This window comes from Vibrio sp. Isolate22 (assembly GCF_022398115.1).
In the GTDB taxonomy this organism is placed as follows: Bacteria; Pseudomonadota; Gammaproteobacteria; order Enterobacterales; family Vibrionaceae; genus Vibrio.
This window is the reverse complement of record NZ_JAKEUW010000001.1, coordinates 169,254-183,938: the sequence shown is the minus strand read 5'-3', so window position 1 is coordinate 183,938 and position 14,685 is coordinate 169,254. Positions and strand designations below refer to the sequence as shown.

Annotated in this window: 16 protein-coding genes; 15 read left to right on the top strand and 1 reads right to left on the bottom strand. The window is 46.3% G+C overall.

Annotated elements, in window-relative coordinates:
• Positions 1 to 10: 10 nt before the first annotated feature.
• From flgL to L1D55_RS00810, 10 genes are all read left to right on the top strand, one after another.
• On the top strand, positions 11 to 895 hold the full coding sequence (gene flgL, locus L1D55_RS00855; RefSeq protein WP_171368028.1) for a flagellar hook-associated protein FlgL: 885 nt from the start codon (positions 11 to 13) through the stop codon (positions 893 to 895).
• A gap of 98 nt (positions 896 to 993) precedes the next feature.
• Entirely contained in the window at positions 994 to 1,791 is a 798-nt protein-coding gene (locus L1D55_RS00850) for an OmpA family protein (RefSeq protein ID WP_239916047.1), read from the top strand.
• A 128-nt stretch (positions 1,792 to 1,919) separates the two neighbouring features.
• A complete protein-coding gene (locus L1D55_RS00845; RefSeq protein ID WP_239916223.1) occupies positions 1,920 to 2,195 on the top strand; it encodes a flagellar hook-basal body complex protein FliE in 276 nt (91 codons plus the stop codon).
• Positions 2,196 to 2,209: 14 nt separating this feature from the next.
• Entirely contained in the window at positions 2,210 to 3,883 is a 1,674-nt protein-coding gene (gene fliF / locus L1D55_RS00840) for a flagellar basal-body MS-ring/collar protein FliF (protein WP_116871143.1), read from the top strand.
• Positions 3,884 to 3,915: 32 nt separating this feature from the next.
• Positions 3,916 to 4,920, top strand: coding sequence for a FliG C-terminal domain-containing protein (locus L1D55_RS00835; RefSeq protein ID WP_102423986.1), 1,005 nt, complete (start codon positions 3,916 to 3,918; stop codon positions 4,918 to 4,920).
• 13 nt (positions 4,921 to 4,933) lie between these two features.
• The gene (locus L1D55_RS00830) at positions 4,934 to 5,941 is read left to right on the top strand and encodes a hypothetical protein (protein WP_239916046.1); all 1,008 of its coding nucleotides are present in this window, start codon (positions 4,934 to 4,936) and stop codon (positions 5,939 to 5,941) included.
• 60 nt (positions 5,942 to 6,001) lie between these two features.
• Positions 6,002 to 6,289 carry a flagellar biosynthesis anti-sigma factor FlgM gene (locus L1D55_RS00825; RefSeq protein ID WP_061031954.1) on the top strand — a complete coding sequence of 96 codons (288 nt, stop codon included), beginning with the start codon at positions 6,002 to 6,004 and terminating at the stop codon, positions 6,287 to 6,289.
• Entirely contained in the window at positions 6,279 to 6,698 is a 420-nt protein-coding gene (locus L1D55_RS00820) for a hypothetical protein (RefSeq protein ID WP_239916045.1), read from the top strand. Before L1D55_RS00825 ends, L1D55_RS00820 begins: the two co-directional genes overlap by 11 nt.
• A gap of 13 nt (positions 6,699 to 6,711) precedes the next feature.
• Positions 6,712 to 7,419 (top strand): flagellar basal body P-ring formation chaperone FlgA, encoded by a 708-nt coding sequence (gene flgA / locus L1D55_RS00815; RefSeq protein WP_239916043.1) that lies wholly within the window; start codon positions 6,712 to 6,714, stop codon positions 7,417 to 7,419.
• Between the two features lie 92 nt (positions 7,420 to 7,511).
• Entirely contained in the window at positions 7,512 to 8,027 is a 516-nt protein-coding gene (locus L1D55_RS00810; RefSeq protein ID WP_239916221.1) for a glycine zipper 2TM domain-containing protein, read from the top strand.
• A 151-nt stretch (positions 8,028 to 8,178) separates the two neighbouring features.
• On the opposite strand, the gene L1D55_RS00805 is transcribed toward L1D55_RS00810, so the two are convergent.
• Positions 8,179 to 10,266, bottom strand: a complete 2,088-nt coding sequence (locus L1D55_RS00805) for a flagellar biosynthesis protein FlhA (protein WP_239916041.1) — start codon at positions 10,264 to 10,266, stop codon at positions 8,179 to 8,181.
• Positions 10,267 to 10,432: 166 nt separating this feature from the next.
• Here L1D55_RS00805 and lafA point away from each other — a divergent pair, with 166 nt between their 5' ends.
• From lafA to L1D55_RS00780, 5 genes are all read left to right on the top strand, one after another.
• Positions 10,433 to 11,269: a lateral flagellin LafA gene (gene lafA, locus L1D55_RS00800; RefSeq protein ID WP_239916040.1), complete on the top strand. Its 837-nt coding sequence runs from the start codon at positions 10,433 to 10,435 to the stop codon at positions 11,267 to 11,269.
• A gap of 93 nt (positions 11,270 to 11,362) precedes the next feature.
• A complete protein-coding gene (gene fliD / locus L1D55_RS00795) occupies positions 11,363 to 12,685 on the top strand; it encodes a flagellar filament capping protein FliD (RefSeq protein WP_239916039.1) in 1,323 nt (440 codons plus the stop codon).
• 10 nt (positions 12,686 to 12,695) lie between these two features.
• Entirely contained in the window at positions 12,696 to 13,100 is a 405-nt protein-coding gene (gene fliS / locus L1D55_RS00790; protein WP_128162977.1) for a flagellar export chaperone FliS, read from the top strand.
• On the top strand, positions 13,084 to 13,383 hold the full coding sequence (locus L1D55_RS00785) for a hypothetical protein (RefSeq protein WP_239916038.1): 300 nt from the start codon (positions 13,084 to 13,086) through the stop codon (positions 13,381 to 13,383). The genes fliS and L1D55_RS00785 overlap by 17 nt, the downstream gene beginning before the upstream one ends.
• A gap of 2 nt (positions 13,384 to 13,385) precedes the next feature.
• A complete protein-coding gene (locus L1D55_RS00780; protein WP_239916037.1) occupies positions 13,386 to 14,684 on the top strand; it encodes a flagellar hook-length control protein FliK in 1,299 nt (432 codons plus the stop codon).
• The last annotated feature ends 1 nt before the right edge of the window (position 14,685 follow it).

The following is a 14,685-nucleotide window of genomic DNA, read 5'->3' as shown; positions in this document are numbered from 1 at the left end:
GAGAAAAGTGATGCGTGTAACGGACTCCCAATTTAACGCGGTGATGCAGCGTTCATTAATGGACAACAATATCCGCTTGAACAAAGTTTTTGAGCAAATGTCGACTGGGCTGAGGATCAATCATTTATCCGACGACCCAATTGCCGCTGTGCGCCTTGAGGGATTAAAAAAGACGGTCTCTGATAATCAGCAGTACCAGCGAAATATCGAAAATGTGCAGTCACAACTGACGCGCTACGAAACCAACGTCAACACGTTGGAGTCGCTCTCCCAACAAGTGAATGAACTGCTTCTACAAGGGAAAAACGGCACTCTAGATTCGGAAAGTCGGGCGGGAATCGTGCTCGAACTCAAGTCACTTAAAACGGAAATGTTGAACACATTGAACCAAGCCAATGATGGCAGTTACCTCTTTTCAGGAACGGATATCAGCAATCCAGCAATCGATACTGCACCGCCTTATACCTTAAACCCCAATTCAGATTATCGCGAAACCAAGGTAGGTGATAACCAGTATGTACCGAGTAACTTAACTATCACCGACACTATAGGTAGCAGTGCAATTTTTACTGACTTAGATAATGCGATAGCAGAGTTGGAGTTAGCAACCGGGGGATTTACAACAGCTTTGGATAACGCGCTCAATACCAATCAAGCGCTTCATCAAGACTTGTTGGTTTCATTAACCGACATCGGGAGTCAATACAACGCATTAGAAAGGTTAAAAGAGACCAGTATAGATATGGTGTTCTTTGCAGAAACGGTTCGCTCTGAGCTAGAGGAATTGGATTATGCAGAGGCATCCGTTGAACTTAACCAAGGCATGATCGCGCTAGAAGCGACGCAAAAAACCTTTGCGCGTGTTGCCGGAATCTCACTGTTTGACCTGTTATGAATAATTACTTTTGGGAAAGCGCTAGCTTAGATATTTTTCCTGCTTTTCGATGTCGATTTGGCAAGGTGCTGAGCGCATGTTTAATAAGTTGGGGAGTAATGTCGTCTCCGGCTTTGGCGCAGCGCTACATTGTTCCCTTCGATAGCGTCGAGTGGCGGTTTACTGAGTCTGTTGATATGTGTGAACTGAACTCTTTTGATCCTCACACTGGCTTTTCAGTGCAATTCATTTTGTTGGCAGCAAGCCCGATGAAAGTCAGAGTGGAAAAGCGAGGTGTGCGCTCACTTCCGACCTCAACGTCATTTAATACCACTGAGCCGGTATGGGGAACGTCTCAGTCTTACACCACAACCACAATTGAAAGAGTCAACAAGCAGGGGGCGGCGCTGGTGGCTGATGATGGCGCCACCTTGATGTTGGATGATATGGCGAGTGGCGCTTGGTTTAACGTCAATGCGATGGACTTTGATGTCTATTTCCCAACCACCAACTTTAAGCCAGCTTTAGAGCAATTTAATGAATGTCGTTATGGCTTGCCACCGGTTAATTTCCAACATGCGCGTCGAGTTGAACTGCGCTTTCAACAGGGTGCGGTGGCCCTTACCGAAGGGCAGAAACGCACCATTAACGACATCAGCACCTTGGTTAAACGAGACTCGAGAATCATTAAAATTCTGATTGATGGTTACACCGATAACTCCGGTGACTCAGTCGCTAATCTACAACTTTCGAAGCAGAGAGGATCCGACGTTGCGCAGTGGTTCATGGGCAATGGCGTGTCAAAGCAAATGATTGAGATACGTGGCCATGGTGATCGTTATCCTAAGTACGACAACACGACTCAGCAAGGCCGAGATAAGAATCGTCGCGTAGAAATTCGGTTAGTACGCAAGTGATGCAACCGCGAGGGTAAACAATGGAAAAGATGACTGCAGTCCAAATGCAACAAGCCATGTTAGGGAAGATAGAACAGCAGCAAGAGGTTGCCAGTAACCCATTCTCTAACCAAGCCCTCACTGGAAACATGGTGAGAGGCATCACACATGACAATCTCGCGGTAAATCCGGTATCGGACAATTCACTGGCGTTCAGCAACACCTTAAAAAGTGTGCTTGATACTGTGGATAGATACCAGTCTCATGCTGCGGAAAAAATCACCGCTGTTGAGTTAGGGAAAAGCGATGATTTATTGGGAGCAACGGTCGCATCTCAGAAAGCCCAGCTCTCATTCAATGCATTAATGCAAGTGCGCAACAAGATGGTGTCCAACTTCCAAGACATCATAAAAATGCCAATTTAGGCTAGGGATCAGCGATGGCAGGAGAAGCAGAAACTCAACCCGCGTTGACCAACAACATGGGAGCCGCCAAAGAGAAGCTCACGGAAGCTTCTGGCTGGCTGACCATGTTTTGGCAGAGTTCACAGCGCAACGTCATTATCATCACTATTTTTGCGACGATCACAGCGGCGATCATCGTGATTATGTTGTGGACGTCATCGGAAAGGTTTAGACCCCTCTATAGTAAATCGGCGAACTTCGACTCTAGCCAAGTGCTGCATATGTTGGACGAGGAATCAATACGTTACCAACTGAGTCAGGACGATGGACAAATACTGGTTCCCGAAGGCGATGTCGCCAAGATCCGGATGATATTGGCGTCGAAAGGCTTAAAAGAACAATTGCCGAGTGGTTTTGATTCGCTGGATAGCTCAAAGAGCCTTGGTGAAAGTCAGTTTATGGAGAATGCTCGTTATCGACATGCTCTAGAGGGCGAGCTGGCACGCAGTATTACCACCATGAGCGCTGTTAGTTTAGCTCGTGTTCACCTGGCCATACCCAAAGAAAGCCTGTTTATGCGTGATGACGCTGAGCAGCCGAGAGCTTCTGTGATTGTCCATATTATCAATGGAATGGACCTCAAGCCGACGCAGGTTGAATCAATCATTAACCTGGTGTCTGGTGCGGTGATAGGACTTAAATCGGAACATGTGCGAGTGGTCGATCAACACGGTCGTTTGTTATCGAATGACGCGACGGTTGGGGACATTACCGTGACGACTGGTAAGCAATCTGATTACAAACGTAACCTTGAAAAAACCTTGGTTGCTCAAGCGACCGATATGCTGACTCCGATTCTCGGTGCGGCTAATTTTCGAGTGCAAATTGCCAGTGATATTGATTTCTCTAAGGTGGAGGAAACAGAAGAGATCTACGCCGACCCCGTGGTCCGAAAAGAGACCTTACTGAGTGACATGAACGAGTCGTCGATGGCGCTCGGTATTCCGGGTGCATTGAGCAACACACCACCCGTGACCGATGGAGAGCCTCAACCAGAGCCTAACGCTAAGGTTAATCGAAGTGAAACATCGCGTGATTATGCGGTGAGTGGCAAGGTTCGCCATACTCAGCACCAGCAAGGTGTCTTGCAGAACCTTTCGGTTTCTATTGTGGTTAACGACTTAGCGAACCCCAATCAAACTTGGACTCCTGAAGAGCTCACTAATGTTGAGAATGTGGTTCGTTCGGCAATCGGCTTTAATACCGAGCGCGGCGATAGCATTCACATTACTCACTTCCCTTTTGTGATTGCGAGTATTCCAGAGCAAGCTCCGATAGCTTGGTTTGAGAACACCCACATCATGCAGCCTCTCAAATATCTGCTAGGTGTGATGCTTAGTGGCTTGATGATCATGGTAGTGCTGCGACCTCTCGCTCAATACCTCACTAAGTCAGCGGAGCAAGAAGAGCTGGAAGCGGAAAGCATGGAATACGATGACGTCATTACCAAAGAGGAGCGTGCCGCTGATGCTGCATTGCAATCCAAACTGGAATCATTAGGTATTGATGCAACCGGTATTAAAGCGCTCGATGACAACTTGCCATCTGCAGATAGCCCACTCGAAGTTCAAATTAAACACCTCAAGCTAATCGCAAAAGAGGATCCGAATAGGGTAGCTGAAATTTTACGTACTTGGATACAAGCATAACGAACTAAATAAAAGTCAGCAGGAGAAGGTGCATGGATGGCAAACAAACCTATCAATCAGTGGATGGCGTCGCGATGTTGGTGCTAACGATGGGAGAAGACATCGGTTCTGAGGTACTCAAAGGCTTCACCCATGAAGAGATAAAACAAATCACGCACGCCATGAGTAAGATGAAGGACATTAAAGCCAAGGATGCCTTGGTCTCTTTGTCGGGTTTTTTTGATGATTTTCGTAAGCACTCCGGGATTCTCGGCGGGACACGACAATACATCACCAATGTGTTGGAAAAGACGTTAAACGGTAATTTAGCGAGAGATCTTGTATCGGAGATTTATGGTGACGAGATCCGCTCACATGCTGAAAAGTTGGCGTGGATTCCTCCGGAGCTCTTGGTTAATGATCTCAAAAAAGAGCACATCAACCTGCAAGCGCTGTTGATTGCCCATCTCCCTTTGGAATACAGCGGTCGTGTGATGGATGAATATGAGGAAGAAGAGTGCCATGCGTTAATCCTGCAAATATCTAAAACGCAGGTACTCACGTCGGGTCTGATGGAGACACTCAAAGACCTTATCGATCGCTGTAAAATCAATTATCACAGTGGCGGGTCTGCCAGCTTGCAAGGTTCGAAAGTGGTCGCGAACCTCATCAACCGTTATTCCGGTGACAAAAGCAATTTATTTCAATTCCTTCATGATCAAGACGCTGAAGCCGCAGAGCTGGTGGAAGAGGCGATGTTTGATTTCTTCACCCTATTTAATCAAGACCTAGAGACCATCAACCTGATTAACGAAAGAGTTAGCCTAGAGCAATGGGCCTATGCTCTGAAAGGTACCAATAAAGATTGCCGCCTTTACATCATTAACTCTATGCCACAACGGGTATCGACAGAGCTCAAAGAAAATCTGGTACGCATTGGTGCGGTGCCAGTCAGTCAGGTTGAGCAAGCACGGAAAGATATCATTGAAATCGTCAAACAAATGCAATCGGAAGAGATCATCAAGCTGAACTTTGCTAATGAGCCAAGGTTGACCTAATTGGAGAGGCAGTATGAAACTCACGGGTATTACGCAGCGTAAGAATCAAGTGAATCCGACAACGACAGGAAAGATTAAGAAGCCGGAAAAGCTGACCAGCAACAAGCCGAAGAATGCACTCATTCGACAGCAAATGGTGCAAATGAACTTGCAAGAAAGGCCTAAGCTGATTGCTGAGGTCTCCGACTCTCACAAAATGTACAGCAGGCTCATGATGGCCGGGGAAGTCTTACGAACCGTGGCGAGTGAGTTGATTAAGCTGCGCCAGTTAGCCGAGCTGAATCAATACAACCCTGAACAAGCCAACCATATTGATGTCATTAAGAAAAAGCTGGTGTTTTGGAGCCAGAAACGGTTGTTTGGTGACTATGTGGTGGATTCAAGCTTTGCACCGATTCAAGGTGACAACCCGTTTATTGAGTTCACGGTTCCAGGGCTCGACTTACAGCGAGAGCGGTTTCGTGATGAAGTTGTCTCTCTGTACATCAACAACCGCTTGATACCGTTAGCGTTTGAGCGCTCTGAAGACAGAGAGGTATTGCTAGAACAATTCAAGATGATGTTTGCTTATGCGCATTTGCAACTCAGATTTAATGAACAACAAGAGTTTGTGATCGGCATTCGAGACCAACAATGGCGTTTGTGGGATGGGCAGGTCTTTGTTTCGGGCCAAGGTGGTCGATATGCTGAAGGACCACCGATTGCGGTACAGGCTCAAGCTCGCTATCCGGTGTTGGACGACATCAGTCGCTTGCTGGTCAATGAGCCGGGTTCGAATCAACAAATCGATGCTTTGCTTGAACGGGTCAATAAACTGTATTTGGCATTATCGAAAATGTTGAAAATGAAAAGGCAAAAAGCTGACCAGCTTATCGCGTTTTGTTCACACCCAGAGTTGCACAAATTGGGCAGTTTTAAACATCAGCTAGTGAGTAATCCAGAGCTGTCGCTGAAGTCTATTCATCGCGGCTTTAGCGGACCAACTAGAGACAATGTAATCAAACTATTGAGAAAAAGGTGAAACAGAGACGAAATACTGCCGTTATAGTTAATTAGTAGCGCAGAAGATGGGTAGGCAGAGATGAGTCAAATTAAGGTCGACAATGTAAAACACGTTGTGCCTCATACTCAGGTAGATGTGGTTCAAAACAAAAAGACAGAGCCGGATCAAAAAGCGAAGGTGAAGCCGATTAACCTCTCTCAACATGAAGTGGAGTTACTCGATAATACCAAGAGCCTTTTTGACGGTGTAGACGATATCGATACGGCTAAAGTCGAGCAGATTAAAGCGCAAATTTCCGCGGGAGAGTTAGTGTTTGATATGGATGAACTAGCAAAAGTTATTACGAGACTGGATCATGGAACGTAGAAGCGACCTGATTGGTTACATTACCTATGGTCAACATGTGTTGGCTTTGTCAGGCGAGTTGTCTGCACGTCTAGATGATATTCGTGTGGCGATATTAAACCGCGAGTATCAGAAGCTGGAATCGCTCAATCAAGCGATCACATCACTGACTCAACGGCTAGCAGACGCTGACGATAAGCGATTTGCTCTGGCCAAACGACTGGGGTGTGAAGACAGACAGTACGCAAAAAGTATGCAGGCTCGGCTCAAAGGAAAAGCACTACAACGTGTTCAAACTTTGGATATGGAAATCGAGCTGACGATCAACCAGTGCAAAACTAAGTTGGCGCGCCAAGGCAGTGTCATGGTGATGCAGCATCAAGCAATGGAAGAGGCGCTTGGTAAGCATCAATTAAGGGTCAATGTTTAGGTTGAGGCGGTGTATGGCTAAGTTATTAAAACTAGCTAGCACATGGCTGTTCGCCCTTGGTTGTGTGACCAATGTGAGCGCAGAAGTCGGTAACATTACTCTTGAACAACAACTCTCCACTCAAATCCAATCGCTCATTGAACAAACCATGCGTTACCGTTATCCCCAACAGTACCAATTGGATATTCAGATCCGCTTTTCTCGAGCTATTCATCAGTTACCACAGTGTAGCGAGTCGGTTGAAGTCACGCACAGAAGTAAAATCAAGCTTGGTAAACAAAAGTGGAACGTGCGCTGTGAGCCAGAGAGATGGACCCTTTCAGCGACCTCCACGTCGACAATAACCGTCTGGACTGCGACAGCCAATAAGGCGCTTAAGAAGGGCCAAAGACTGACGTATGACGATATTGCGATTGAACCTATCAAACTCTACAAAGACCAAAAAGTGTTCTTCAAGGCTAACGAAATCGCTGGCAGCAAAATCAAGCGCTCAGTAAACAAGGGCGATTTATTGACTACATCTTCTATGTATTTGGATTATGACGTTGAAAAGGGGCACGCTGTGGATGTGGTTTTTCAATCGAAAAGTATCCGTTTAGAAACGTTAGGAATGGCGTTGGAAAGTGGGCTGATAGGCGATACAGTCTCGGTTAAGAACCAACAATCTGGAAAGTTGCTACGCGGCGTAGTCATTGAAAAAAATAGAGTTCGAGTCTTCTAAACCCTACCCAAATCGGCGGTTGTATAGTAAATCACCACGCCATGATAATAATTTTACAGTGTGATTATCTGGCTCTGACTCTTCACCAGACAATGAAAATCAAAGCAGTGGTAATGGCAGCAACAACCGTGGTGACACTCTCAGCGTGTAAAGAGGAAGCTTCTGCCCCAACACTTGCCAACATTACGTTAGTTGAAGCCGTTACTAAATCGGTCAAGACTCCTCATCAGGTTTGCCACAATGTGCTGGTTACTCGACAAGCTGAGGTGAAAGATGAAGCCAAGATTATAGGCACGATCGGCGGCGCTGCTGCTGGGGCTGCTTTGGGCAACCAAGTTGGAGGTGGCTCAGGAAAAACCATCGCGACAGTTGTTGGCACGGTAGCAGGTGCAATGACAGGGCGTAAGATTCAAGATAACGCACAGAAAAACGATACAATAACGACCACCGAGCAACGCTGCAGCACCGAATACACCACATCAACACAAGTTGATGGATACGATGTGACTTACGAAATCGGCGGTGCCTCGACGACCGTACGTTTGGCTAAAAAGCCAACCACAAACACTTTCCCAATCGTCTCAGGTCAGGTTGTCTTGCCTCAATAAGATGAATAGGTTCCCGCCTGTTGGATAGTGAACCTATTCATTTGTCAGCGTGTTTTAGCATTAATCTGCTTTGCGGGAAGGTAAATGGATAAAGAAGTCCATCAATAGGCTTTCTTGAGCTTGGATGGGCTTCTTTCTTGCCCCTTATGACTTATTCCACATCCCCCAATACGTTCAACCCATACTCATTTGGGATCTCGTTGTAACTCAGCACAATCAGTTCTTTGGCAAAGGCTTTAGCTAACTTGGCGATCATCGGGCGTGTCGTCGGCGGCACAACTATGACTGGCGGCAGATTTTGGCTCTGCATGGTTTGTACTATAGTCGGCATGCGGTTTTGGAATTTTTGCAAGATGGTCGGTGCAACAGGAATCGAGTCGAGAGGAATATTGGGATCGCTTTGCTGACTCAAAGAGATAGCACCTTTCAATTCACCCTCTAAGGTTGGTCCAATAATGAAAGCATGGATGGTCTTGCTGTTTGGCGAGATCAAATTGACGATGGTTCGTTTTAACGCGACCCGAATATTAGAAGACAGCAAGATTGGGTCTTTTATGGTGTCGACGCTTTCAATAATGGTATTAGCTATGGTCCTTACGTTAATGATAGGGACTTGTTGAGCCAGTAACTGACGGATGACCTGCATTTGTAGGTTCGGGCTAATGACGCTTGCTAGGTTCTCTGCAAGTTCAGGGTGCTGCATAGCAAGTCGTTGGTTGAGGGCTTTCACATCATCGTAATTGAAGATGTTATCTAGGTGTTCACTGCATACTTTGCTGACGTGGGTCGCGATAACATCATGTACTTCAATGACCTGAAACCCATGGTTGATCGCTTTGGTTTTGTCGCCTTTTTTAATCCATATGGCTGGAAGCTGATAGGCAGGATCGATGCCAACAATGCCATCCAGATCGGGGTGGTCAATATGGTTGCCTACAGCCATTGCTTTATCGGCGTACACCTCACCACGCTCAATCTCATCACCGTCAATGCTAATGGCGTATTCAGAAGGCTTGAGTGAAAGGTTGTCGGTGATCACCACCTCTGGCATCACAAAGCCTATTTGTTCACTGAGTGTTTTTCGGCTACCACGGATACTTTTAATCAAATTGCCGCCCTTTTGTGAGCTCGCCAAAGGAACCAATTTGAAGCCTAATGACAAAGCGATCACATCGACGTTGGGAATAATGCTCCAATCGATGGTGTTTTCTTGGTGGGGCTGAGGAAGCGTATCTAAATCGGGGCTGGTCTCGGGTGTCCCATGCTGAAATTTCGATTGTCTCCAGCCGACGAACGCTAGCAAGACGGCAAAGGTATAAAAGGCTAAGTGTGGCATGTTTGGAACGCTACCAATAACAAACATAACCCCTGCTGCCATGTATAAGTTGTTCGGTGACGCAAGTAACTGCCTTTTCACCGTTTGTGCCATGTCGTTATCGTTGTCACTGATTCTCGTTACTATGATAGCGGCAGAGGTGGCCAGTAACAGCGATGGAATTTGAGCAACCAGACCATCACCAATTGTCAGTAGGGCATAGGTTTGAAAAGCCGCCTCTGCGCTGAGGTTGTGCTCAAAAATGCCTATTAGAACCCCACCGATTAAGTTGATGAATAGAATCAATAGCCCGGCAATCGCATCACCACGAACAAACTTACTGGCACCGTCCATGGCGCCGTAGAACTCCGCTTCTTCTCCTACTTCTAAACGTCGAGTTTTGGCTTCTTTCTGATCGATTGCGCCTGCGTTCAAGTCAGCATCAATGGCCATCTGTTTCCCTGGTAGGGCGTCCAGAGTAAAGCGTGCAGATACTTCGGAGATCCGTTCGCCACCTTTGGTGATGACCACAAAGTTAATGATCATCAAGATCACGAACACCACGATACCGACAACGTAGCTCCCGCCGATAACTACTTCACCGAAAGATTGAATGACCTTACCAGCTGCGTCTCCGCCATTGTGACCTTCGAGCAGAACAATACGGGTAGAGGCGACGTTAAGAGTTAATCGAAGCAAGGTTGCGACAAGTAATAGTGATGGAAATATAGAGAAATCAAGCACTCGCGAAACGGTGCTGCTGACCAGTAAGACAACAATGGCAAGCATGATATTAAAGGTAAAAAACGCATCCAATAGAATAGGTGGCAGCGGCAGAATCACCATCGCCAAGATCATGAGTAACACAATTGGAATTGTTAGCCTTGCAGCCACTGTATTAAATACGTGTCTCATAACAACCATTATTATGAATATTGTTGATTAATATACTAGGATATTTTTACGCACTTCTCATTTTTGAGTCTTGCTATTTTTAAATTTAGTGATCTTTTTTCCGAAAAATATGAAATGGAATTTTTCCTCTGTCGTTAACAGTTAGTGAACAGCAAACACAGATGGGGAACATCAGATGGCTATATCAGTACATACAAATTACGCAAGCTTAGTGACTCAAAATACATTGCAGTCGACCAACAGTGCGTTAACTAAATCAATGGAAAAACTGTCTACCGGCTTTCGAATTAACTCAGCTGCCGATGATGCGGCAGGCCTACAAATTGCTAACCGCTTGGAAGCTCAATCACGTGGGATGAATGTCGCAATGCGTAATTCTCAGGATGCGATTTCTATGATGCAAACAGCAGAGGGGGCCTTTGATGAGATGACCAACATTGCATATCGAATGAACGACCTAGCCGTTCAGTATGCAAATGGGACTAACTCTACAGCAGACCAAACTGCGATTGATGTTGAGTTTAATGCGCTCAGTGATGAGTTAGCTAACATAGCGTCGAATACGAATTTTGGTGGTACCAATTTGCTCACTACAGGTAGCTTTGGTGCCGGTGCGGTTGTGTTTCAGATAGGTACCTCATCAACGGAAACCTTATCGGTTGATGCATCAACTGAAGTCGGTGCGGTGACAGGTCACGCACTAGCAGCCGGTGGTGGTGCTTTAACTGCTGCATCTAATATTGATGCTCTATCTGGTGCGGGTGGTCTTATTGAACTACTGGGTACTGCGCGAGCTGAGTTCGGTGCGAATATTAACCGTCTTGAACACACTATTACCAACCTTGGCAATATGACGGAAAACTTAGAGTCTTCTAAAGGTCGAATTATGGATACCGATTTTGCCTCTGAGTCTGGAATGATGAGCAAGCAGCAAATGCTCATGCAATCGGGTGCTTCTATGCTGAGTGCATCGAAGATGGTGCCGCAGTTGGCGATGAGCTTATTGGGCTAGTTTGAGCAGTAATTATTTACGCAGTAACGGCTATAGATAGCCGACCACTAGGAGGGTAGAGCTGTACCTCCTATAGAATTAAGGGGAAGGGTTATGAACGTTGACGCGGTTCAGTTAGCTAGCAATTTTGCCAGTCTAGATGTGCAGCCTTTTGAGATGCGCTATACCCAAAAGTTGTCAACGATTACCTCAAAGACCTCTGCGATTGGTAAAGTTAAAACGGCCCTTCAGTCGCTTGAAGATAAAATTTACGAGTTTACTCAATCGGGCTCAAGTCTCACTCAAACGTCAACCTCGACATCGAGTGATGACTATTTCTCTCTCTCCGTCGACTCTGGTGTGAATGACATCAACTTAGATGTTTTTGTGCAACAGGTGGCTTCCAATCATCAAGTCGTTTTTGATGCCAACTCGGTCGATTCAAATGATGCTATGGCGTCGGGAGGCGTATTTTCTGTCACTCAAGACGGCGTCACTACAGACATCAATATTATGGATGCAGACACTGATGTAAGTGGTGATGTTACGTACAGCGAGTTTGTAAGTTACTTCAATGATCAATTTGACGGTTCTATTCAAGCCACTCTCGTTAAGTCGCAAGGGTCGATGAAAGTGCTGTTTGGTTCTGAAAATGAAGGCGCCGACGCTGCTTTTACTTTGTCTGCAGATGCCGCCAGCGGTTGGGATACGGTGGTGGCATCTGCAAGCGCTGCCCCCATGCAGACAGCTCAGGATGCGGTGATCGCACTCGGTGGCGAGTTTGGCACTCAACTTACTAACTCAAGCAATACCTTTGAATCGCTCATTGATGGCGTTGATCTTACGGTGACTAAATCGAACAACAGTGGAGATGTAGCAACAAATATTGAAATTGGCGATGATCTTTCCGCCACGGTCGCTTCCTTACAAGAATTTGTCGATGCCTATAACAGCGCCGTTACCGAGATCACTAACCTAACCGCTTCTGGTAATGAAGATGAGACAAGGGGCGTCTTGGCTTCAGATAGCGCAGTGCGCAGCATCAAAAATCAACTGGCTAGCGTTATACGTGATGACTACAACGGTACTCGCTTGTTTGAGTTAGGGCTCGAAATCGACCGCGATGGCAAGCTCAGCCTGGACTCCAGCAAATTTGAAAGTGCGGCAGCGACGGTCGATTTTGAAACCCTATTCACTGGAAGCGGTGGAGTCTTTGAAGCTTTTGAAAGCAAACTCGAAACCTATATCGACTTCTCTAACGGCTCCCTTAATCGACGAATCGATACGCTCGATAACGAAAAGAGCCGCATTAATGACGCCTTAGCGGCGCTCGACACTCGCTATGAGACTTACTACAACCGCTACTTGTCGCAGTTTACTCAATTGAACTCGCTCAGTAGCCAATTGGATTCGGTATCTGGACTTTTCACGATTTAAGGAGCAACACATGCTTTTAGGGAAACAGCAGCAAGCCAATTATGCCAATGTTCAAGTGACGGCAAATGCTTCAGTGTCGTCGAGTTTTGAATTGATCTGTATGTTGCATGAGCGACTGATTCAAGAGTTGGAAAGTGTCAAGTTTTCAATTGAAACCAAAGACTTGGAGCTCAAATCCAAAGCGACACAAAAATCGATTGATATCTTAGTCGGGCTCGATGCGTCTTTGGATTTATCGACCGGGGAAGAACTTATCCAAAATATACACGCCTTATATGAGCACGCCATAGCGACTGTATTTGAGGCGTCAAAAGAGATGAATACTGAGCTGATTGTTAAGTTGATTGGCGTCGTGACCGATCTGAAAGAGGGCTGGGAAGGTGCCATGGAGTGGCTTGATGAAGCCCAGTCCTAAACAGCTAGAACGTCTTGTCAGTAAGTTAGAGGATGCGGCAAATCGTAAACAATTTGCTGAGATCGCGAAACTTAATCTGTTAGTGAAAAAGGTGCTTATAGCCGTTGAACAGTCGCACCCTGACTATGTTGTTATCGTTAGGCGACTGAAGGCGATTCATGAACAATGCCGAATCTTGGTGAACCATGAACAAGCCATATTAAAACAGCAGCTTAGTAACAATATTAGTCTACGTGAACGTGACAAAGCCTATGCTCAGACACAGGTCAGAGCGGGAGAGTAATTATGGAATTGCAAGCACAAACGTCGTCTTTTCGGGGCAGTTTGGATTTACTGTCGACGGCAAGTTCTTCGGTGAAAAGTAACACCGCGAGTACGTTATCGGCGCCTCTAGCCTTTGACCACTTAGCTTCTGCCCCTTTAGCTTCTGAACGATTGGCTTCAGAACTGGGCGAGATACGTATGACGCCGCTTGCACAGTCTTTTCAGTCGCTATTTTCGGTACTCGACCAGGTGAGTTCGTCTATGGCTGCAAGCTCTCCAGATCCTGCTTATCTCACCACCTCCAATTCTCCTGAAGGCATGGCTGGTTTTGCTCATTCGGTACTCTCTTACTCACAACTATCTAATTCTGAATTATTGAATCCTGAGCTTGATACTACTCACTCTTACTTACCTTTAGCTCAACTGGAATCATCAGCGCAAGGGTTGAACCTAAGTGATAGAGCGGCGGTGCAGTCGTTCAATTCGCCACAAGAGCTAGTGTTGCAGTCACAGATTCAACCACCGCAGTTAAGTGCGATTGCTCGTTTTGTTACCCAACAGTTGGAATTGATGAATCAAAGACGGGGAGCGGGTTTTGAATTCGGTTCAACGAGCAGCGCTTTATTTTCTTCTAAAGGCGTGGAATATTCAGGGACTGATTGGCAAGCGAGCACGCCTTCATTTGTTGGTCACACGCCCAATAGGTATACCCCCTCTGAGCTTGCTTTGTCGTCTAATCATCAGATAGCCAGCTCAATGTTCAACGCCACTCCTGCAAGCCTCAAATTAGGAGCTGTTTCCAACACACCGCTGTTAACGGGGCTGCCCCTAGTTGAAGCGGTTAATACTACCAGTGATAGTAGCCATGTTAGGGCGATGGCCCCGATGGTAGAGGCGACCAAAGAGCTTAGTTTAGAGAGCCAAAGACAGATACATCAAGTCTTGAGAGACAAGATCCAGCTTCAGTTCGATACGTTAAATCAGGCAGCTCGAATTCGTTTTGATCCACCTGAGTTAGGCAAGGTCGAGATGTACATCCGCATGGACGGTGACAAAGTTAACATCCAAATGAGTGCGTCATCAGCGCTAACTAGAGAAGCGATCTTGGCGACATCGGAGCGTTTGCGACACGAATTGACTTCGCAAAACTCCGAGTTGTCTGAGGTAAATATCTTTCTCGACCAGCCGACTCATCGCCAGCCTGAGTCGAAGCAACAAAATCAGCTCTTAGGGCAAGAACGTCTGTCCTCCAGTGATGATCACGCGCAAGAGCAACCAGAGTATGTTTTGGAATACCAAGCATACATAGCGAGGGTCTGAA